The organism is Pseudolactococcus reticulitermitis, assembly GCF_002260845.1.
GTDB classification, from domain to species: domain Bacteria; phylum Bacillota; class Bacilli; order Lactobacillales; family Streptococcaceae; genus Pseudolactococcus; species Pseudolactococcus reticulitermitis.
Genome location: NZ_BEDT01000005.1, coordinates 92,525 through 113,360 on the forward strand (window position 1 = coordinate 92,525; position 20,836 = coordinate 113,360).

The window sequence follows — 20,836 nt, forward strand, 5'->3', positions numbered from 1 at the left end:
AAAATTTATAAAAATCTTCTGCTTGATTTAAGGAGGGAGGCCTTAAATTTTGGTATAATGGAAAAGTATATAAATAAAGGACAAACATGAAAATAAAAAATGGTGTAAATTTACATATAATCAAGGAAACGAAGTTTAAGACAGTCCAGTTTTTAGTGCGCTTTCGGACGAAGATGTCACGGCAAACTGTTGCCAAACGGGTGATTATTTCCAATCTTTGGGAGACATCAAATGCAGTTTTGACGACCAACCAGCAATTTCAGCGGAAATTATCAGAGATGTATGGGGCAAGTTTTGCGACAGGTGTGGCTAAAAAAGGCGATAATCATTTTTTGAATATCGGCATGAGTGTGGTTAATCCTAAATTTGTCAAGAGTGATACGGTGACAGATGCGGTTGAACTTATCCATCAGGCTTTGTTTATGCCCTTGATTGATGAGATTGGCTTTGATGAGGCAACATTTGCGCGTGAGAAGAAAAATCTCCTGCATTATTTGGCGTCAACGCGTGAGGATAAATCCTACGTCGCATCTACGCGTTTGAGCGAGCTCTTTTTTGCGGATAAAAACCTGTCAACACCGAGTATTTCAACCGTTGAGCTGATGGAACACGAAACGCGTCAGAGTGTTTTTGACTATTATAAAAAAATGTTGCTGACCGATACGATTGATATTTGGATTTTGGGTGATTTGACTGTTGCTCAGGAAAGTAGTATCAGAGCTTATTTTTCGGACATGCCGTTCACTGACCGAGACCCTTTGACCACGGTTTTTTATGCGCAAGCGACATCAAATATCGTCCGTGAAAAAACAGAGAAAGAAGACGTCAATCAATCGATTTTACAGCTAGCTTATAGCCATCCAGTTAAATATGGCGATGCAGACTATCTGACCCTGCAAGTGTTGAATGGGCTTTTAGGTGGTTTTTCGCATTCCAAACTCTTCACAAATGTGCGGGAAAAAGAAAGTCTGGCTTATTATGCCAATTCACGTTTTGATACGTTCACAGGCTTCTTGAAAATTGCAGCGGGGATCGATGCAGGACATCGCAGTAAGGCGTTGACTATTATTCGGGCGCAGGTTCGGGCTTTGGTACAAGGAGACATTTCGGAAAACGAACTCCGTCAGACCAAGGATATGCTGAGAAATGCTTATTTCTTATCATTGGATTCACCGTCAAATTTGATCGAACAAGCCTATATCAAGCAACTTTTACCAGATCGTCAGCTCTCTCAAGCAGAATGGCTACAGAAATTAGACGCCGTGACCAAAGCAGACGTCGTCAGGGTAGCTCAAACATTGAACCTACAAGCCTTGTACTTCATGGAGGGAGAAAGCCTTGGAGATTAAAAAATATCCACAAGTCGGTGAGACACTCTATAAAGATGTGCTAGAAAATGGCCTGCTCGTTTACTATCTGCCCAAGCCTGAGTTTAATAAAACTTATGGTCTGTTTACGACAAATTTTGGGAGTTTAGATACCCGTTTTGTCCCACGTGGGGCCTCAGAAATGCAGACTTTTCCAGAGGGGATTGCCCATTTCTTAGAGCATAAATTATTTGAGAAAAAAGATGGCGATGCCATGAACTTTTTTGGTGCGCTTGGTGCGAATTCTAATGCCTTTACGAGTTTTACACGGACGTCTTATCTATTTTCAACCATGGAAAATGTTGACCCTAATGTTGAATTACTGCTAGATTTTGTGCAGGAGCCTTATTTTACCCAAGCCTCAGTCGAAAAAGAGCAAGGGATTATCACACAGGAAATCCAGATGTATCAAGATGATGCAGACTTTAGATTGTTTTTTGGTCTCCTACAAAATCTTTATCCGAAGTCCCCTTTGGCTGCGGATATTGCAGGCACGCCGCAAAGTATCAGACGCATTTCAGCAGAAGATTTGTATGAAAATTATCGGACTTTTTATCATCCTGCCAATATGACCCTCTTTTTGACAGGGCCATTTGAGGTGTCAGAAATGGCAGCCTTGGTCGAGAAAAATCAGGCAGAGAAACGCTTTGAGCCGATTGTACCAATTCAGCGCGCGCCATTTGAAGCCGCAGCACCGATTCCGACAAATAAACTGGCTTTTGATGTGACCATTCCCAAACTTGCCCTAGGTTTTCGGGGATATGACCGCTTGCCGTCAGATCCCTTGTTGCGCTTTGAATATAAGTTAGCCATTCAACTCATGCTGACGATGATTTTAGGCACTACCAGCAGTCGCTATGAAAGCCTGTATAATCAAGGCTTGATTGATGATTCTTTCGGTTTTGATTTTGAAGTCGCCCCGCAGTATCATTTTGCCAGCATGACATCTGATACGATTTATCCCATAAAACTTGCTAAAATTTTGCGTGATACGCTAAAAAGTTATAAAATAGAGAATGATTTCAATTTAGATCATCTGACGATTATCAAAAAAGAAATGCTTGGCGACTATTATAAGTCTTTAAATTCCTTGGAATTCATCGCCAATCAATTCTCGTCTAACCTTTTTGAAGGCGTGACTTTCTTTGATTTTCCAATGATTTTGTCAAGTCTGACACTCGAAAAAATCGAGCAGCACGCTGACCGATTTATTCAAGAGATGGTCTCGACTGATTTCATAATGAATCCTAAGTAAATCAACAAGTAAAAATGTAAAAAAGTGATGCTGGCGACCATTGCATCTATCAGGTAAGCACCAGCTTAAAATGACCAGAAAGGAGTTTTCGTGGCCCAAAAAACAGTAGGACAAGTTTTGCGTGATCAACGCGCGAAGCTTGATATGACGCTTAATGCAGCGCAAGACTTAACGCAGATTCAAAAAATGTATATCGTCGCCTTGGAGCGTGATGATTATGATGCCTTGCCAGGGGACTTTTACGTCAAAGCTTATCTCAAACAATATGCTGAACGTCTGGATCTCGATTATGACCAGTTGGTCACAGCTTATGAAAAAAATGAGCCAATCGATGTCCAAGAAACACCGGATTTAACTGAAGATTATCGGTTTGTCAAGCCGTCAGAACGCGTTGACGAAAATGAGGACGAGCTAGACGGTAAAAAATGGCGCTATTATTTGCCCATCGTTTTATTAGGGACTGTTGCGGCCTTGATTATCATCAGCATTTCAGCTGCAGTCATTCTCAACAAACCTAAAAATAGCGGCATCGCGGAACACCTCTATAGCGTGTCGACCAGCTCTAAAAGCAAGGCGTCGGCGAGCAGTACTGAGCCAAGCGCGTCATCATCATCTGCCACATCAGAGTCCAAAGCACCAGAACCGCCTAAAGCCGACATTACGGTGGCGGGCAATGGTCAAGCGCTTGTTGCAACCGTGAAAAATGTGCCAAGTCCAGTGAAAGTTAGCCTGAGTACGGCAGCAGGTGTTGCCGTCTGGATTGGGATGACGAATTCAGACTTGGCTGGTGGTCAGATTACTTTGACTGATGCGACACCAACGACAGCGACTTTAACAGGTAATCAGACCGTTTTGACATTAGGAAAAACAGCAGGTCTGACCCTTAAAATTGGCGATACCCCAATTGATTTGTCAAGTATTGCAGCGCCTGAAAGCCCTGCAACCTTGACGATAAACGTAGAATAGAGATTAAGATGAAACTAACCAAAGAAAACTTACCCAATAATTTAACGATCGCCCGCATTTTCGCGATTCCACTTTTTATCTTAATTTTAGCCTTGGGTGGCAAACACCAAGCTTGGCAAATCGTTGCAGCGATTTTATTTGCTGTGGCATCTGCAACCGACTGGCTAGATGGCTATTTGGCCCGCAAATGGCAGATCGTGTCAAATTTCGGTAAATTTGCAGATCCTTTAGCTGATAAAATGTTAGTCATGTCAGCTTTCATCATGTTAGTGCCTTTGAAATTAGCACCAGCTTGGGTGATTGCCATTATCATCTGTCGGGAATTAGCCGTGACAGGCTTGCGTCTGCTCTTGGTCGAACAAGGTGGTGTCGTGATGGCAGCAGCCTTGCCAGGGAAAATCAAAACCTTTACACAAATGCTGTCAATTATCTTCTTATTACTCGGTTGGCATACCCTTGGTGTGATTTTCTTATACATCTGCCTCATCGCAACCATTTACTCAGGTTACGACTATTTTGCTCAAAATCTGTCTGTCTTTAAAGAAGCAGACCAATCACAACAATAAATCTTGCAAAATGGCACGGACTGAGCTATAATTGAGATAACCAATCAGAGAGCGGAGGTAGCTGAAAATCCGCAACTAGGAAACGTGACAGTTTATCCGCAATTAAGCAAATAAAGCGAACATTTTGGGCTATTTTTTGCCACTTCTTCGTTGACAAGATTTGACGTACGCCTGTACGCCAGCGCCTTATCGCCTCGAATTGACAAAAAAGATCTCAAAAATGCTGTACACTTTTTTTACTTAAATGAGTATAAAAAGAAAAGTTAGCGACTTTATAGCTAAAGAGCTAGGAATGCCTAGAAAACAAGGTGGTACCACGATATTATCGTCCTTGAGCGTATATACTCACTTAACCCAATAAAGCAAACATTTTCGGTTATTTTCCGCCACTTCATCGTTGATAAGTCTTGACGTACACCTGTGTGTCATCGCCTCATCGCCTCGAATTGACAGAAAATATCTCAAAAATTTTGTTTTCTTTCTTGAGTTAACTGAGTATATGTCTACGCTCAGGGGCGTTTTCTTATAGGAAATGAAAGAGGTAAAGAGCAACTATGAAATTACAAAGACCCAAAGGCACGGTTGATATTCTGCCCGGTGAGAGTGAAAAATGGCAGTTTGTCGAAGCCACCATGCGTCGCGTTTTTGCGACCTACCGCTTTAGTGAAATTCGCACGCCACTTTTTGAGCATTATGAAGTGATTTCGCGTTCTGTTGGCGATACGACAGACATTGTCACCAAAGAAATGTACGATTTTTATGACAAGGGTGACCGTCATGTGACCTTACGTCCGGAAGGGACAGCGCCCGTTGTTCGCTCGTATGTCGAAAACAAAAAATTTGCGCCAGAAGTTCAAAAACCTTTTAAAGTTTACTATACGGGTTCAATGTTTCGCTATGAACGCCCACAGGCTGGTCGTCTGCGTGAGTTTCATCAGATTGGTGTTGAAAATTTTGGCTCAAAAAATCCCGCAACGGATGTCGAGACGATTGCCATGGCTAAAGCCTTTTTTGACCAAGTCGGTGTCAAAAATATCAAGCTGGTTATCAATTCATTGGGGGATAGCGAGACGCGTGAACGTTATCGTACAGCTCTGATTGCTTATTTGGAACAGCATCTTGACAAGCTATCTGATGATTCTAAGCGCCGTTTGCATGAAAATCCCTTGCGTGTTTTAGATTCCAAGGATAAACAGGACATTGCTATCGTCAAAGACGCGCCTTCAATTCTGGATTTCTTGACTGACGCCAGTCAGCAGCATTTGACCGACGTCAAGACCATGTTGGAAAGCCTTAATATCGCCTACACCGTCGATCAGAATATGGTGCGGGGCTTGGACTACTATAACGACACGATTTTCGAGTTTATGACGGAGATTAAGGGCAAGGAGTTGACGATTTGCGGCGGCGGGCGCTATGATGCGCTGGTTAGCTATTTTGGTGGCCCTGAGACCCCCGGCTTTGGCTTTGGGATTGGTGTGGATCGCCTCCTGCTCGTCTTGGAGGAGCAGGGCACGTCCTTGCCAGTTTCGCAGCCGCTCGATGTTTACGTGGTTGTTTTGGGCGCAAGCGCCAATGTTGCAGCACTCAAGTTAGTTCAGTCGCTGCGCGATCAAGGCTATAGTGTGGAACGTGATGTCTTAAATCGCAAGATTAAGCAACAATTCAAGTCGGCAGAAGAATTTGGGGCGAAGACCATCATCACTCTTGGGGAAACAGAAGTCGAAACCGGCGAAATTGTCGTTAAAAACAATGTGACCCGTGCAGAAGTCAAGACAACTTTGAGCGAGATTGAAAGTCAGTTTGACGCTGTTTTTGCAGAAGTGACGGCTGACTGATGGCAGATAAACTCAAGATATTGATGGGCTTATCGGCCTTATCAAGCGCTGCTAGTTTGTATCAAATTCTGACACATTCTCATCAGTTTGACCGGACTTTTCTCATCATTTATTGTGTCTTAATCGTGATTTTTAATCGCGATAAGGCGATTACACAGGACAAAATCGCACGGGTTGTCGTCATTATCACGCTTATCCTCTTATTTGTCACATCGTTTCTGGCGAGGTAGCGTATGACTGACAAGAAAGTCCATATATTCATCAGAATTTTAGCGATTTTAATCATCATTATCAGCGTGCTCAAACTTGCACAAGGCGATGATAAGGGTCTCAATCTCTGGTTATTTGTCGCGCTCTATGTGGTGGCAGTCAAGAAAATCAATACCTTTCTCAAAGAAAGTCGCTTGACGACGGTGTTAGTTTTTCTAGCAGTTAGTTTGCAGGTTGTGATGTTGATATTATCGAAAGTATTATAATTGAGTTTCGGCTCCTTGGTGTTAGGAAAATAGATAAAAGTACGCAGACACTGTCGTGTCTTGACGTCTTTTTCCTAATTTTCGACACACCATGGCAGTCGCCTCAACATTTTAATTAAGGAAATAAAAAAATGAAACGTACAGTATATGCGGGCGCCGTCCGCTCAGAACATATCGGTCAAACCATGACGCTTAAAGGCTGGGTAGCACGCCGTCGTGACCTTGGTGGCTTGATTTTTATTGACCTGCGCGACCGTGAAGGGATCATGCAGTTGGTAGTGAACCCTGAATTGGCCTCAAAAACAGTCTTAGCAACAGCAGAAAGTCTGCGCAGTGAATTTGTCATCGAAGTGACAGGAACGGTTGTCGCCCGCGGGCAAGCCAATGATAAATTAGCAACAGGACAAGTCGAGCTTGAAGTGGCTGATTTGACCGTGTTAAATGTTGCCAAGACAACACCCTTTGAAATCAAAGATGACTTAGAGGCTAGTGACGACACACGCATGCGTTATCGCTATCTGGACTTGCGTCGTCCTGAGATGTTAGCGAATTTTAAACTCCGTCACAATGTGACCAAGGCTATCCGTCATTATCTGGACGATTTGGACTTTATTGATGTTGAAACACCGATTTTGACTAAGTCAACACCGGAAGGGGCGCGTGATTATTTAGTGCCGAGTCGAATTTCGGAAGGACATTTTTATGCCTTGCCACAGTCGCCACAAATCACGAAACAGTTATTGATGAATGCTGGCTTTGACCGCTATTATCAAATCGTTAAATGTTTCCGTGATGAGGACTTGCGGGGCGATCGTCAGCCTGAATTTACACAGGTCGATTTGGAGACATCTTTCCTTGATGAACAGGACATTCAAGATTTGACAGAGGGCTTGATTGCTAAGGTCATGAAGGACACGAAAAATATCGACGTGACCTTGCCTTTCCCACGCATGACGTATGATGACGCCATGAATGACTATGGTTCTGATAAGCCAGACACACGCTTTGAGATGCTCTTGACAGATGTCTCTCCCATTGTCAAAAAGGCTGAGTTCAAGGTCTTTACAGAGGCGCCAGTCGTCAAAGCCATCGTTGCTAAAAATGCGGCAGATGCCTACTCGCGGAAAGACATTGACCAAATGACCGACTACGCCAAACAATTCGGTGCTAAAGGTCTGGCTTGGGTTAAGTTTGTAGATAATGCATTTTCAGGCCCTATCGCGAAATTCCTGCCAGAAATTGCCGATGAATTGGCTACCAAACTCGCCTTGACGGATAAAGATTTAGTCCTCTTTGTAGCCGATGAATTGGATGTGGCAAATGCGACACTTGGCGCATTACGCAGTCGCATTGCTAAAGAACAAGATTTGATTGACCAAAATCAGTTTAATTTCCTTTGGGTCATCGACTGGCCGATGTTTGAGTGGAGCGAAGAAGAAGATCGCTACACCAGCGCCCACCATCCCTTTACTTTGCCGACAACAGAGAGCGCGCCTGAACTTGAGGGGGATTTGTCTAAGGTTCGTGCAGTCGCCTATGACATCGTACTCAATGGTTATGAGTTGGGTGGTGGTAGCTTGCGGATTAACCACAAAGATCTGCAAGAGCGCATGCTCAAAGCCCTTGGTTTCACAACAGAAGCTGCCAATGAACAGTTTGGCTTTTTATTGGAAGCCATGGACTACGGTTTCCCGCCACATGGTGGCCTAGCGCTTGGGCTTGACCGTTTCGTCATGCTTTTAGCTGGTAAAGATAATATTCGTGAAGTCATTGCCTTTCCGAAAAATAATAAGGCAACGGATCCAATGACACAAGCCCCGAGCTTGGTTTCTGACCAACAACTAGCCGAACTCAATTTGAAAATCGGAAAATAATCCCCTATGATGAACGTCATTAAAAATTTATCTATTGAAAAGCTGATGTACAAACTTTCAGCGTCAGTCGTCTATGCGATTCTGTCTGCGGTCGCTCTGAATTTCTTCTTTCAGCCGGGACATGTTTATTCTAGTGGCATTACAGGTCTGGCGCAGATTTTCACGACTCTATCCTCTAAATTATTAGAGCACAATATTCCCGTCTCCATCACCTTGTATCTGCTGAATCTGCCCTTGCTGATTTTAGCTTGGCTAAAAATTGGCAAACGCTTTACCATTTACACGGTGATTACGGTCACTTTAAGCTCGATTTTCATCCACATTATCCCTGAGTACACCATGACGACTGACCCGATTATCAATGCAATTTTTGGTGGTGCTGTGATGGGTGCTGGTATTGGCTATGCGCTCCGCAGTGGGATTTCCAGCGGTGGCACGGACATTGTCAGCCTCTATATTCGGAAGAAAACAGGCCGTCAAGTTGGACATATTAGCCTTTTGTTCAATGGTATCATTGTGATGATTGCAGGGGTGCTTTTTGGTTGGCAATATATGTTCTATTCGCTGCTCACGATTTTTGTGTCTAGCCGTGTGACCGATGCTATCTATACCAAGCAACGTAAGATGCAGGCGACCATTATCACCCAACATCCGGTCGAGATTACCCAAGCTCTGCACCAACAGCTACATCGGGGCGTGACGGTGGTTCGATCAGCTGAGGGTGGCTACACACGCGCTGATATGACGATTTTAATCACGATTATCACCCAAGCCGAGTATCAGGAATTCAAGTACATCATGAAAAAAACGGATCCGACGGCCTTTGTCTCAATCGCTGAAAACGTGAAAGTTTTAGGACGTTTTGTTGAGGATGATAATTAAAAGATAAGGCTTAGCACTTTGATAAGATTGTGATGAAGGATCGCAATCTTATTTTTTGAGGAGAATAAATGAATAAAGAAGTCAAATTTCACCCCCTGAATTTCCTGATGATTGCCTTGGGAACGGCGATTTACGCCTTTGGGTTTGTAAATTTTAACATGGTCAATCACTTGGCAGAGGGCGGTGTCAGCGGGATTACCTTGATTTTTCATGCCCTGTTTAAAATCAATCCCGCCTATACGCAAATCGTGCTCAACATTCCCCTATTTATTCTAGGCGTGAAAATATTCGGCAAGCGGGGCATGATTTACACCATTCACGGCACCATCTGTCTCTCTGTTTTTATCTGGCTCTTCCAGCGCATGAGCTGTTCAATCGACCTCGCGCACGACACCTTAATCGCCGCCCTGCTCGCTGGTATATTTGCGGGGATTGGCGGCGGCATCGTCTTTCGCTTTGGCGGCACGACGGGCGGCGGCGACATCATCGGCCGCTACTTTGAACAGAAAAAAGGCTTCGCCCTCGGTCAAACCCTCTTCGTTTTTGACATCGTCGTCCTCACCCTGTCCCTCTCCTACATCGACATCCAGCACATGATGTACACCGTCATTGCCAGTTTCGTCTTTAGCCAAGTCGTTGCCGTCGTGCAAAATGGAGGTTACACTGTGCGAGGGATGCTGATTATCAGCCGGAAGCACACAGCAATCAGCCAAAAAATCACAGATGAAATCGGTCGTGGCGCGACCTATCTTAAGGCAGAAGGCGTCTACTCGGGTCAAGATACTAAGGTCATCTATGTCGTCTTAAGTCCTATCCAAGTCCAAGCCGTCAAAGGCATCCTAGCAGAAATTGACCCCGATGCGTTTGTTTCGATTATTAATGTTCATGAAGTGATTGGGAGTGGGTTTACTTATACCGAAGATTTAAAATCGTGACAGGTTCCCGATGTTTGTTCAAAGCAAATAATAAGAGTGACTTGACGAAAATGTCGGGTATGTTTTTGCTACACTATCAGAAGCGGAATTTACTTTGAAATATGTAAAATCAAAATTTACACGTGTGTTATTGGGAGTTTTAAAAATTACACAACATAATACACCTGAGACTTGGCAATATGTCCCCTCCAAGACTTCACAGCCAACTCAGATATCCCATGGAAAAAAGCAATTGCTGAAATCGACCAGTTTTTCTATCCAAAATACGGACTTGAGGCACAAGAGATTGCCTTTATTGAAGAAAAAGTGAAACCTATGCTTTAATGACAGTTAGCCCTACAAATGTTTGAGATTAGGCAACACCTGAAAAACAATTTTCAGGTGTTTTTTGCTGTCTTGAGTTGCCATTATCAAAAAAATGGTCGTTCATGGCATATTTTATAACCGTTCATGACATCTCGAAAATAAAGCTGTCAAGATATGCTATAGTAGAGCTATAAACAACTCGCGCGAATTGTTTAGCAACACCACATGAAGGTGTCGTGTTTAGCAAGTCAAGACATGACGATGTCTTGAGTTCACTGATGGCGCGGTAGCAGAATACGACAGTAGCGATAGCAGATTTCTGTCGCAGCGGTAGCAAAAAACTATCGTAGCGGTAGCAAATTTCTACTGTAGCGGTAGCGAAAAACTGTCGTCGCAATAGCAAATTTCTACCGGAGCAGTAGCGTCAGTCAAGTTTCAAGTAGTCGCAAAGGAATGCGCAGAAAGGAAAAATAGTATGGCAATTCATTATCATCTCGTCCCAAGAACAAATCTCCAACATCCTGAGGAGGCACCTAAGTTTTATGCCATCGCGAAGTCGGTTGGCGAGGTAACCTTGGCGGATTTGGCAGAAAAGATTGCGAAAGGGTCGACGACAGTCAGTGATACGGACGTCTTAGCCGTTTTAAACGAAGTTGCTAAGCTTGTCGAATCTGAAATCGTTGAAGGGAACATCGTTCGTTTTGGCAGATTGGGCAACTTTAGTCTCTCACTTAACAGTGAGGGCGCTGAGACTGAGGCAGCCTTTAACGTTAAGCTCATCAAAGGCGCCAAAATAAAATTTAAAGCAGGCGATAAGCTAGTGAACGCCCTAGCGACAGCTAAGTTTAAAAAAGATGAAAAACCCAAGGTAGCGAAATAAACCACGATAAGCTAAAAAGACTGCCGTCAACCGACAGCAGTCTTTTGGTTATCAAAACAGGTTCAAATAGTCATCAAAGATGCCAGAAATCTCCGCAGCAGAATTGGCTTGATTGATGGCGACTTTAACCTTGGCAGCCCGAGGTGCCCCTTTGAGGTAGTAAGCGGCGTGTTGGCGGAATTCACGAGAACCGTTTTCATCCCCTTTAAGCTCCGTCAGGCGTGTCAAGTGAACCTTGGCCGTTTCGATTTTCTCAGCAACGCTTGGCTCAGGCATTGCCTCGCCAGTGGCTAAAAAATGCGCCGTCCGTTTCAGCATCCAAGGGTTACCCAGTGCTGCACGCCCAATCATCACGGCATCGACACCGGTCTCATCCAGCATGCGCTTCGCGTCCTCAGGCGTTTTGACATCGCCATTCCCGATGAAAGGAATCGTCATCTGGCTCGCAACCTTGGCGAGCCAAGCCCAGTCCGCCTTGCCCTCGTACATCTGAGCTTTCGTTCGCCCGTGCATGGCAATGGCAGCAGCACCCGCTTTTTCAGCAGCTAGCGCGTTTTCGACGGCGAACAGATGATCCTTATCCCATCCGAGCCGCATCTTGACCGTTAAGGGCAGGTCGATAGCAGATGAAACGGCAGAGACCACATCATACACCTTATCAGGGTCTAGCAGGAGGCGGGAGCCTGATTCATTTTTAGTGACCTTAGGGACAGGACAGCCCATGTTAATATCGATAATATCAGCCGTCGTATGTGCTTGGACAAATTTCGCAGCAGCGACCAGCGTCTCAGCATCGCCACCAAAAATTTGAATCGACAAGGGATTTGGTACGCCATCAAAATCCAGCATGGATAAGGTCTTAGCATTGCGGTATTCGATGCCTTTATCAGAAATCATTTCTGTAACCACAAGACCAGCGCCAAAGTCTTTCGCAAGGCTAAGAAAAGCCTTGTTGTTAATCCCCGCCATCGGGGCGAGGACGATGCGGTTTTTGATGTCAACATTTCCAATTTTCCAGGGTGTATCGTAGGTATTCGTCATCTTATATCAGTTCTTTCAAATCATTTTCAGAAAAATTGTAGACTGTTTCGCAGAACTGGCAAATGACTTCCGCCCCGTGATTTTCAGTGATTAATTTTTCAACTTCTAGTTTGCCAAGGCCTTGGATACCGTCAGCAAACCGTTCTTTAGAGCAATCGCAGTGGAAAGCCAGAGGCGATTCGACCAAGATTTTGTACTGGTCTTGACCGTAAATGGCATCTAAAATGGCTTTAGAGTGGTCATGTGAGCGCAAGAGCTTAGAAATGGCAGGCATGTTCTGAATGCGTGCTTCAAAAGCTGCGATTTCAGCCTCAGGGGCATCCGGCATGACTTGGAGCAAAAAACCACCGGCAACGTGGACAGACTCATCTTCGTTGAGCAAGACATTCAAGCCAACAGCCGAAGGTGTTTGCTCAGAAGTTGTCAGGTAGTAAGCCAAGTCTTCGCCGATTTCCCCTGAAATCAAAGGCGTTTGACCGGTATAGGGTGTTTTCAAGCCCATGTCTTTCACGACTGAAAACCAGCCCTGACCGACTAAATCGCCGACCAAGACTTCGCCAGTTGCGCCACGTTTGTAGTCGACATTTGGTTCTTTAATATAGCCTTTGACATTGCCACGTGTATCTGCGACCGCAATGATACTGGTAATCGCGCCATTACTTTGCACGCGGACGGTAATCATATCATCGCCTTTTTGATTGGCACCTAAAATTTGCGCCGCAATCAAAGTCCGACCAAGCGCAACCGTCGAGCTTGACCAGGTTTGATGTCGCTTTTGCGCCTCACTAACCGTCTGTGTCGCTTCAAGGGCATAGGCTCTAAAATGCCCGTTATTTGAAATTGTCTTGATTATCTTATCCATAAGCTATATTTTAACATAAATGTGGGAGCGGTGGAAAGGAGTTGGGCTAGAAAAAAACGCCCACGGCGTTTTCATCAGTTTATAAATATTTCTCAGCAATCTTGCGATCACCTGCATAAGGCTCACGCACGCCATTGACGATTTGATAGGCGTCGACCCCTTTGCCAGCGATAATCACCGCATCGGCAGCACCAGAAGTGCTGGCCATCGCGGTCTGAATTGCCGTTTCCCGATCAACGATAATCTGAGTATCGCGCGTGATAAAACTCGCAATTTCGCGCGCAATCTCAGCAGGATCTTCAAAATTCGGATCATCCGCAGTCAAAATCACTTCTATCTCAGGCAGTTGCTCCAAAAGCTCGCCCACACCTTGACGTCGGCTCTCGCCTTTATTCCCTGTCGTGCCTATCACAAGCACCACGCGCCCCGTCTGGTGGGGCAACACCACATCGAGTAACTTCGCCAAACTATCGGCATTATGCGCGTAGTCGACGAAAACCTTGGCACCATTGGCTTGCGTCAACACCTCCATGCGGCCAGGCACAGTCGTCATCGCGACACCGACCTGCGCATCAGCTGAGCTCGCCCCTAGGCGAATGGCAGCCAGACTTGCAGCGACGGCATTTTCTTGATTAAAACGGCCAATTAACTGAATCTCAAACTTGGTATCCAGGGCAGAAAAAGAGAAAGCCTCAGAGTTTGAAATTGGGTGCTCAGACCCCGTCCCATAAAAGGCAGTCTCGCCTGTCAACTCAGATTTGACAAAGTCAAAATGCGCCATCTCAGCATTGACCACGGCATAGCGCGAATTAGCCAACAACTGACGTTTGCAGTAGAAATAGTCCTCAAACGTCGGGTGCTCGATCGGGCCGATATGGTCAGGCGAAATATTCAGAAAGACCCCGACATCAAAGGTCAGACCGTAAACACGGGCGGTTTTATAAGCCTGGGACGAGACTTCCATGACCAGATGCGTCATGCCATTACTGACAGCCTCACGCATCATCCGAAAGAGGTCAAGACTTTCAGGTGTCGTCAGTTGCGATTTGAAAAAAGTCTTCCCGTCAAGGCTTGTTTCCATGGTTGAAAAGATAGCGGTTTTACCGCCATTATGCGTATCTAGGATATTTTTAGCAAAGTAAGCGGCAGTCGTTTTGCCTTTCGTACCCGTAAAAGCCAGGGTTTTGAGCGCATCTTGTGGCTGACCGTAAAAAGCCATGGCAATCAAACTCATGGCGTGCTTGACATCATTGACGATAATGGCAGGGATGCCGACCTCGTAGTCTGTTTCAGATACATAAAAAGGAATGGCTAAATCTGCCAAAAATTCACGCTTGAAATTCAGCCCCTTGGCGAAAAAGAGGGTGCTGTCGGTCACATTCCGACTATCATAGGAAAGCTGGCTAAAAGTCAGGTTTTGTTGCGGTCTGCTAAAATAAGCACCGTCACTGATAATGTCACGAAAATTTTGGTCTTGTTTTAAAATAGCGATCACGGTCTTTAAAGTTATCATAGCTCTATTATAGCGGATTTTTTGGTAAAATTGTTAATAGATTAAAAGTCGTGTCTCAATCTTAAAGGATTGGCACGCAGATTTCGCATAACTCATCTTTAAGCACCGCCATGGCATAACGCTCAATAATGGCTTGCTGCGGATTAAAAGTATAGCTTGCTTGTGCGAGGTCAGCAAACAGATTTTGCATGCAGGCTTGAATGGCAGCTTCGGTATGGGCGATTGTAAAAACAGCATACCGTCCAGCTTTTAAATGTCCTGCTTTGATAGTCGGCGAAAGCAACTCTTCAAAAGTATCAAAATTATCTACGATTAAGGCAACATCGTAGCGACAATTTTGGGGTGTGACGGTTTCGGGATTATCCCAAGCCAAGGCTAAAATAACGGCATCATCTGTCAAAAGCTGCTGCGTCTTGAGCCAAGCCTTAAAGTCAGTCATCAGGTGCTTGTTTGTAAGACCATAAGCCCCTATTCGCCGTTGGTACATGAGGTGTGTTTCGGAAATTTGTTCGATTTTCATTGTGCGCTCCATCGTTTTAGTCCACCGGTGTCTAAGTGCATTGTATAGCCATTTAAAATAGATGACAACCCCTATTTAAAATAAATGTTAAAGGAAAGTGCCATGCCAGAATTACCAGAAGTCGAAACCGTCAGGCGTGGGCTCAACACCCTCGTCCGCGGTCAGAAAATCTCAGCAGTCAAGATTAATTACAAGCGAATGATTCAGTCTGATTTGGCTGAGTTTAAAGCCTATCTCGTCAATCAAACCATCCATCAGGTCAATCGTCGCGGCAAGTATTTGTTGTTTGATTTAGGTGAGCAGACCTTGGTCAGTCATTTGCGGATGGAGGGGAAATGGTTGCGTTATCCCAGTTCTGAAGTGCCGGACAACAAGCATTTTCATGCCTTTTTTGACTTGTCAAACGCACAAACCCTCGTCTATCAAGATGTCCGAAAATTTGGCACCATGGAGCTGGTCAAAACGCTAGAGCTTGGCGATTTTTTCAGCCGTAAAAAAATTGGTCCAGAACCAACTGAGGCGGACTTTGATTTAAAAACGTTGCAAGATCAGCTCTCAGGCAGTCAAAAGAAGCTTAAACCTTACTTATTGGATCAGTCTTTGGTGGCGGGTTTGGGTAATATCTATGTAGATGAGGCCTTGTGGCTGGCTAAAATCCATCCGTCTGAAATCGCTCGACATTTATCGCCCCAAAAAGTGGCAGAGCTGAGGCGTGCTGTCATTCATATCTTAGCAGAGGGTGTCAAACATGGTGGTTCTACCATTCGCAGCTATCAAAATGCGCTTGGGATGAACGGCACCATGCAGAATTATTTACAGGTTTACGGGAAAACGGGACAGCCGTGTGCCCGCTGTGGGACGCCAATCGAGAAGTATAAGCTAGCGGGACGTGGCACGCATTTTTGCCCGAAATGTCAGAAATTGAAAAAAGTTTGAGCAAGTTGACGGTGCATTACGTATATAAAAGTAGACGGAAAAATGCTATAATAGGGTATTGTGAAAGTTTTGCGGTCGGGTCATAAAACTGGTCGTGTATGAAACGAGGAGAGAAAGATTGGCAAAAAAAGCTAAGAAAAATTTAGACGATATTACGAAGAAATTTGGCGAAGAGCGTGAAAAAGCGCTCAATGATGCCCTAAAAGTCATTGAAAAAGACTTTGGTAAGGGTGCTTTGATGCGTCTGGGCGACAAGGCTGAGCAAAAAGTGCAGGTCATGAGTTCGGGGTCATTGGCACTTGATATTGCCTTGGGTGCGGGTGGCTATCCGAAAGGGCGGATTATCGAAATCTATGGGCCAGAATCATCAGGTAAGACAACTGTTGCCCTTCATGCGGTGGCACAAGCCCAAAAAGAGGGCGGGATTGCAGCCTTTATCGATGCAGAACACGCGCTTGATCCTGCCTATGCCGCAGCGCTTGGTGTCAATATCGATGAACTCTTGCTGTCTCAACCAGATTCTGGTGAACAAGGTCTTGAAATTGCAGGTAAATTGATTGATTCTGGTGCCATTGATTTGGTTGTCATCGACTCAGTTGCAGCCCTTGTCCCACGTGCTGAAATCGATGGCGAAATCGGTGATTCTCACGTTGGTTTGCAAGCACGGATGATGTCGCAAGCCATGCGTAAATTATCAGCATCCATCAATAAAACGAAAACAATCGCCATCTTTATCAACCAATTGCGTGAAAAAGTTGGGGTCATGTTTGGTAGCCCAGAAACAACACCTGGTGGTCGCGCCTTGAAATTTTACGCCTCTGTTCGTCTTGATGTCCGTGGTAACACGCAAATCAAGGGAACTGGCGATGATAAAGACACGGCGATGGGGAAAGAAACTAAGATTAAAGTCGTGAAAAACAAGGTGGCGCCACCTTTTAAAGTTGCTGAAGTTGAAATCATGTTTGGCGAAGGGATTTCTCGAACTGGCGAGCTAGTCAAAATCGCAACTGATTTGGAGATTATCAAAAAATCAGGCGCGTGGTTCTCTTACAACGATGAAAAAATCGGTCAAGGTTCTGAAAAAGCGAAACTTTATTTGAAAGAACACCCAGAAGTATTTGATGAAATCGACCGTAAAGTGCGTGAAAAATTTGGTTTAATTGAGGGCGAAACGACTGCCGAACAAACAGACCAAACTGAAGAAAAAGTGACAAAAAAAGCAACTAAAGCTAAAAAAGGGAAACAAGAAGCCGAACCTGAATTAGTCTCTCTCGATTTAGACACGATTGAAATTGAAGAATAAAGTCTATTTTTAGTTGAAAAACAAAAGGAATATTAAACTTTTTTTAAACAAACCACTAATAATTGTTTTAAAAAGTGAAGTTTTTTAGGGAATAGGTCTTTTGACTGATGACAAAATATGTTATAATTGATATCATATAAATAACATGAAATGCGTTAGAAATACCAACATGGAGGTCACTATGATAACAATTTATACAGCGCCATCTTGCACGAGTTGCAAGAAAGCGAAACTATGGTTAGGTCAGCATGATATTTCATATGACGAGAGAAATATTATGTCCTTTCCTTTATCGACAGATGAAGTTAAACATATTTTAGAAAAATGCGATGATGGCATTGAATCTTTGATTTCAAATCGAAATCGATTCGTGAAATCATTAAATGTTGATTTTGAGGAGCTTTCTTTATCGGAAGCTGTCACAATCATTTCTGAAAATCCACAAATTCTACGTCGTCCGATTATCATGGATGATAAACGTCTCCACATTGGTTACAATGAAGAAGAAATTCGCGCATTTTTACCACGTAGCGTCCGTGTTTTAGAAAATGATGGCCTGCGCTTGCGTGATGCCATTTGAGTGCTTGACCTGTTCAAACTGTCCAGACTTTAGGGACAGTTTTTTGTTGTCTGGCAATTTAGGAAAAATAGAGTTTGCTTTATTGGATTAATTAGCTACAATACGAAACCGACTGCTAAATAAATGTTATAATGGAAGCAGTAGCTTCTGTTGTTTGGCGGAATACCTTGTAAAGTAGTATTCACAGGCATCAGAAATAGAAAACGGAGAAGCACTTGATATTTGATACCCATACGCATTTAAATGTAGCGAATTTTGCAGGTCGTGAAGCTGAGGAGATTGAGAAAGCGCGTGAATTTGGTGTGACCAAACTTAATATCGTAGGGTTTGATACGCCAACAATTCAACAGAGTTTGGCTTTGTCAGCAACCTATGATAATTTATATGCAACCATTGGCTGGCACCCGACTGAAGCTGGGTTTTATACATCTGAAATTGAGGCGATGATTGTCCAGCAGTTGGCGAATCCAAAAGTGATCGCGCTTGGCGAGATTGGTTTAGACTATCACTGGATGGCAGATCCGAAAGACGTGCAAGAAACTGTCTTTCGTCGTCAGATTCAGTTGTCTAAAACGCATAATCTACCGTTTGTTGTTCATACCCGTGATGCCATGGCGGACACCTATGCTATCATCAAGTCTGAAGGTGTCGGACCACGTGGTGGTATCATGCACTCTTTTTCAGGCACTTATGCAGAAGCCAAGCAGTTTTTAGACTTGGGGATGATGATTTCTTTCTCAGGTGTCGTGACCTTTAAAAAGGCACTGGAACTCCAAGAGGCAGCGACAAAATTACCACTTGATAAGCTCTTAGTTGAAACCGATGCGCCCTATCTTGCGCCCATGCCCTTCCGGGGTCGTGAAAACACACCCGCCTACACGAAATTTGTCGTCGAAAAAATCGCAGCACTCCGCGGTATATCGGCAGATGAAGTTGCCCAAGCGACTTATGATAATGCCATGAGGATATTTGACCTCCATGACTGATAAACGCAAAATTTCAGAAATTGTTGTCGTCGAGGGCAAGGATGATACCGCCAATCTCAAACGTTATTATGAGGTTGACACTTACGAAACGCAAGGGTCAGCGATTTCAGATGAGGATTTGGAGCGGATTGAGCGCCTGCACGACCTGCGTGGCGTCATCGTCTTTACAGACCCTGACCACAGTGGTGAGCGGATTCGGCGCATCATCATGACCGCCATTCCGACCGTCAAGCACGCCTTTCTCAATCGAGACGAGGCCAAGCCAAAATCGAAAACTAAAGGGCGTTCCCTCGGGGTGGAACATGCGAGTTATGACGATTTAGAGAAGGCCCTAGGGCATTTAACGTCGAATTTTGAGGATGACACTGATTTTGACATCACGCATGGCGACTTGATTCGGTTAGGTTTAATCGGTCATAGGGACAGCCGGCAAAGACGAGAATATCTGGGTCAGACACTCAGAATTGGTTACAGCAATGCGAAGCAGCAGCTCAAACGTTTAGAATTGTTTGGCATCACCCTAGCAGAAGTTGAAAACATAATGGAGAATTATTCATGCACATAGCAGATTACCGCGTCACCAAAGCCATTCTAGACCGTCATGGTTTCTCATTTAAGAAAAGTCTGGGGCAAAATTTCCTGACAGATACCAATATCTTGCAGAAAATCGTCGATACAGCCGAAATTGACCGCCAAGTTAATGTCATCGAAATCGGCCCTGGTATCGGCGCCCTGACAGAATTTATCGCTGAGAATGCGGCAGAAGTCATGGCTTTTGAAATCGACGACCGTTTGATTCCGATTTTGGCAGACACCTTGCGTGATTTTGACAATGTCACCGTGATTAATGAGGATGTCCTCAAAGCAGATTTACAGACGCACATTCGCAACTTCAAAAATCCAGAGTTGCCCATCAAAGTCGTGGCGAACCTGCCTTACTACATCACAACCCCGATTTTGATGCACTTGATTGAGAGTAAAATTCCTTTCACGGAGTTCGTTGTCATGATGCAAAAAGAAGTCGCCGACCGCATCTCAGCTGAGCCTAATACCAAAGCCTACGGTAGCCTTTCCATCGCCGTCCAGTACTACATGACCGCCCAAGTCGCCTTTATCGTGCCCAAAACAGTTTTTGTGCCAGCGCCTAATGTCGACTCCGCCATTCTCAAGATGACCCGGCGCGATGCGCCAATGGTTGCGGTTTCAGACGAGGACTTCTTTTTCAAAGTCGCAAAACTTGCCTTTCTTCACAGACGAAAAACGCTTTGGAACAATCTCCAGTCAGCCTTTGGTAAGACGGAAGAAGTTCGTCAGCAACTCACACAAGCCTTGGAAGTCTCAGGCATTTCCCCACAAATTCGAGGGGAAGCCCTCTCAATCCCAGAATTTGCCAAGTTAGCAGAAGCACTATTACCTTTAAAAAAATAGTCTGACACATTAGTGTAGATACTCATAAGGAACTGTAAGCAAACTACGAAAGGAAAGGTGGTATCATCCACTTTCCTTTTTGATTGTCCTGATAGACTTTGTGGCGCTTTTTTGTTTTCATTCCGAACAAAAGCACCATAAGTCTATTTTTTTATTCATATCATGCGCTTCTATTTTAGATAATCTTTGTTTTGAATTGGTTGCAGTTTAGTTGTTAGTTTTTTCTTGTTTTGACAACCAAAGAAGCAATTTTTAAATAATGTCCTTTGATAGTTTCATTTTATAGTCTTTTGAATACCTATTCTAAAATCTTGTGAGCATA

At 44.3% G+C, this 20,836-nt stretch carries 22 protein-coding genes; 18 read left to right on the forward strand and 4 right to left on the reverse strand.

The annotated features are described in order from the left end of the window. Positions 1–86 precede the first annotated feature (86 nt). The 12 genes from yfmF to RsY01_RS09270 all read left to right on the forward strand — a co-directional run bounded on the left by yfmF (position 87) and on the right by RsY01_RS09270 (position 11,345). On the forward strand, positions 87–1,349 hold the full coding sequence (yfmF, locus tag RsY01_RS09215; RefSeq protein WP_094785249.1) for an EF-P 5-aminopentanol modification-associated protein YfmF: 1,263 nt from the start codon (positions 87–89) through the stop codon (positions 1,347–1,349). Then, positions 1,339–2,622 (forward strand): EF-P 5-aminopentanol modification-associated protein YfmH, encoded by a 1,284-nt coding sequence (yfmH, locus tag RsY01_RS09220; protein WP_094785250.1) that lies wholly within the window; start codon positions 1,339–1,341, stop codon positions 2,620–2,622. Before yfmF ends, yfmH begins: the two co-directional genes overlap by 11 nt. Before the next feature lie 90 nt (positions 2,623–2,712). Continuing rightward, positions 2,713–3,588, forward strand: coding sequence for a helix-turn-helix domain-containing protein (locus RsY01_RS09225; RefSeq protein ID WP_094785251.1), 876 nt, complete (start codon positions 2,713–2,715; stop codon positions 3,586–3,588). A gap of 8 nt (positions 3,589–3,596) precedes the next feature. Further along, positions 3,597–4,154 (forward strand): CDP-diacylglycerol--glycerol-3-phosphate 3-phosphatidyltransferase, encoded by a 558-nt coding sequence (gene pgsA / locus RsY01_RS09230; RefSeq protein WP_094785252.1) that lies wholly within the window; start codon positions 3,597–3,599, stop codon positions 4,152–4,154. A 554-nt stretch (positions 4,155–4,708) separates the two neighbouring features. Next, entirely contained in the window at positions 4,709–5,992 is a 1,284-nt protein-coding gene (gene hisS, locus RsY01_RS09235; RefSeq protein WP_094785253.1) for a histidine--tRNA ligase, read from the forward strand. Beyond that, complete coding sequence (locus tag RsY01_RS09240; protein WP_094785254.1) at positions 5,992–6,222, forward strand: hypothetical protein; 231 nt, start codon at positions 5,992–5,994, stop codon at positions 6,220–6,222. The genes hisS and RsY01_RS09240 overlap by 1 nt, the downstream gene beginning before the upstream one ends. A gap of 3 nt (positions 6,223–6,225) precedes the next feature. Beyond that, positions 6,226–6,468 carry a hypothetical protein gene (locus RsY01_RS09245; RefSeq protein WP_094785255.1) on the forward strand — a complete coding sequence of 81 codons (243 nt, stop codon included), beginning with the start codon at positions 6,226–6,228 and terminating at the stop codon, positions 6,466–6,468. Positions 6,469–6,599: 131 nt separating this feature from the next. Further along, positions 6,600–8,342, forward strand: a complete 1,743-nt coding sequence (aspS, locus tag RsY01_RS09250) for an aspartate--tRNA ligase (RefSeq protein WP_094785256.1) — start codon at positions 6,600–6,602, stop codon at positions 8,340–8,342. A 6-nt stretch (positions 8,343–8,348) separates the two neighbouring features. Further along, entirely contained in the window at positions 8,349–9,224 is an 876-nt protein-coding gene (locus tag RsY01_RS09255) for a YitT family protein (RefSeq protein ID WP_094785257.1), read from the forward strand. A gap of 68 nt (positions 9,225–9,292) precedes the next feature. Beyond that, positions 9,293–10,159, forward strand: a complete 867-nt coding sequence (locus tag RsY01_RS09260; protein WP_094785258.1) for a YitT family protein — start codon at positions 9,293–9,295, stop codon at positions 10,157–10,159. 171 nt (positions 10,160–10,330) lie between these two features. Then, positions 10,331–10,483 (forward strand): restriction endonuclease, encoded by a 153-nt coding sequence (locus RsY01_RS09265; protein ID WP_238594972.1) that lies wholly within the window; start codon positions 10,331–10,333, stop codon positions 10,481–10,483. A 457-nt stretch (positions 10,484–10,940) separates the two neighbouring features. Continuing rightward, on the forward strand, positions 10,941–11,345 hold the full coding sequence (locus tag RsY01_RS09270; RefSeq protein WP_094785259.1) for an HU family DNA-binding protein: 405 nt from the start codon (positions 10,941–10,943) through the stop codon (positions 11,343–11,345). A gap of 51 nt (positions 11,346–11,396) precedes the next feature. Here the strand turns inward: RsY01_RS09270 and dusB are convergent, their stop codons facing one another. From dusB to RsY01_RS09290, 4 genes are all read right to left on the reverse strand, one after another. Then, positions 11,397–12,386: a tRNA dihydrouridine synthase DusB gene (dusB, locus tag RsY01_RS09275; protein WP_094785260.1), complete on the reverse strand. Its 990-nt coding sequence runs from the start codon at positions 12,384–12,386 to the stop codon at positions 11,397–11,399. Position 12,387: 1 nt separating this feature from the next. Further along, positions 12,388–13,248, reverse strand: coding sequence for an Hsp33 family molecular chaperone HslO (gene hslO / locus RsY01_RS09280; RefSeq protein ID WP_094785261.1), 861 nt, complete (start codon positions 13,246–13,248; stop codon positions 12,388–12,390). Between the two features lie 79 nt (positions 13,249–13,327). Next, complete coding sequence (locus RsY01_RS09285; RefSeq protein ID WP_094785262.1) at positions 13,328–14,761, reverse strand: UDP-N-acetylmuramoyl-L-alanyl-D-glutamate--L-lysine ligase; 1,434 nt, start codon at positions 14,759–14,761, stop codon at positions 13,328–13,330. 61 nt (positions 14,762–14,822) lie between these two features. Further along, positions 14,823–15,281, reverse strand: a complete 459-nt coding sequence (locus tag RsY01_RS09290; protein ID WP_157905811.1) for an AraC family transcriptional regulator — start codon at positions 15,279–15,281, stop codon at positions 14,823–14,825. A gap of 102 nt (positions 15,282–15,383) precedes the next feature. Here RsY01_RS09290 and mutM point away from each other — a divergent pair, with 102 nt between their 5' ends. The 6 genes from mutM to rsmA all read left to right on the forward strand — a co-directional run bounded on the left by mutM (position 15,384) and on the right by rsmA (position 20,514). Next, a complete protein-coding gene (gene mutM, locus RsY01_RS09295) occupies positions 15,384–16,217 on the forward strand; it encodes a DNA-formamidopyrimidine glycosylase (protein ID WP_094785264.1) in 834 nt (277 codons plus the stop codon). A gap of 118 nt (positions 16,218–16,335) precedes the next feature. Then, positions 16,336–17,520, forward strand: coding sequence for a recombinase RecA (gene recA / locus RsY01_RS09300; RefSeq protein WP_094785265.1), 1,185 nt, complete (start codon positions 16,336–16,338; stop codon positions 17,518–17,520). Between the two features lie 181 nt (positions 17,521–17,701). Then, the gene (spx, locus tag RsY01_RS09305) at positions 17,702–18,100 is read left to right on the forward strand and encodes a transcriptional regulator Spx (protein WP_094785266.1); all 399 of its coding nucleotides are present in this window, start codon (positions 17,702–17,704) and stop codon (positions 18,098–18,100) included. 215 nt (positions 18,101–18,315) lie between these two features. Next, positions 18,316–19,086: a TatD family hydrolase gene (locus tag RsY01_RS09310; RefSeq protein ID WP_094785267.1), complete on the forward strand. Its 771-nt coding sequence runs from the start codon at positions 18,316–18,318 to the stop codon at positions 19,084–19,086. Then, complete coding sequence (gene rnmV / locus RsY01_RS09315; protein ID WP_094785268.1) at positions 19,079–19,651, forward strand: ribonuclease M5; 573 nt, start codon at positions 19,079–19,081, stop codon at positions 19,649–19,651. Before RsY01_RS09310 ends, rnmV begins: the two co-directional genes overlap by 8 nt. Beyond that, positions 19,642–20,514 (forward strand): 16S rRNA (adenine(1518)-N(6)/adenine(1519)-N(6))-dimethyltransferase RsmA, encoded by an 873-nt coding sequence (rsmA, locus tag RsY01_RS09320; protein WP_094785269.1) that lies wholly within the window; start codon positions 19,642–19,644, stop codon positions 20,512–20,514. The genes rnmV and rsmA overlap by 10 nt, the downstream gene beginning before the upstream one ends. The last annotated feature ends 322 nt before the right edge of the window (positions 20,515–20,836 follow it).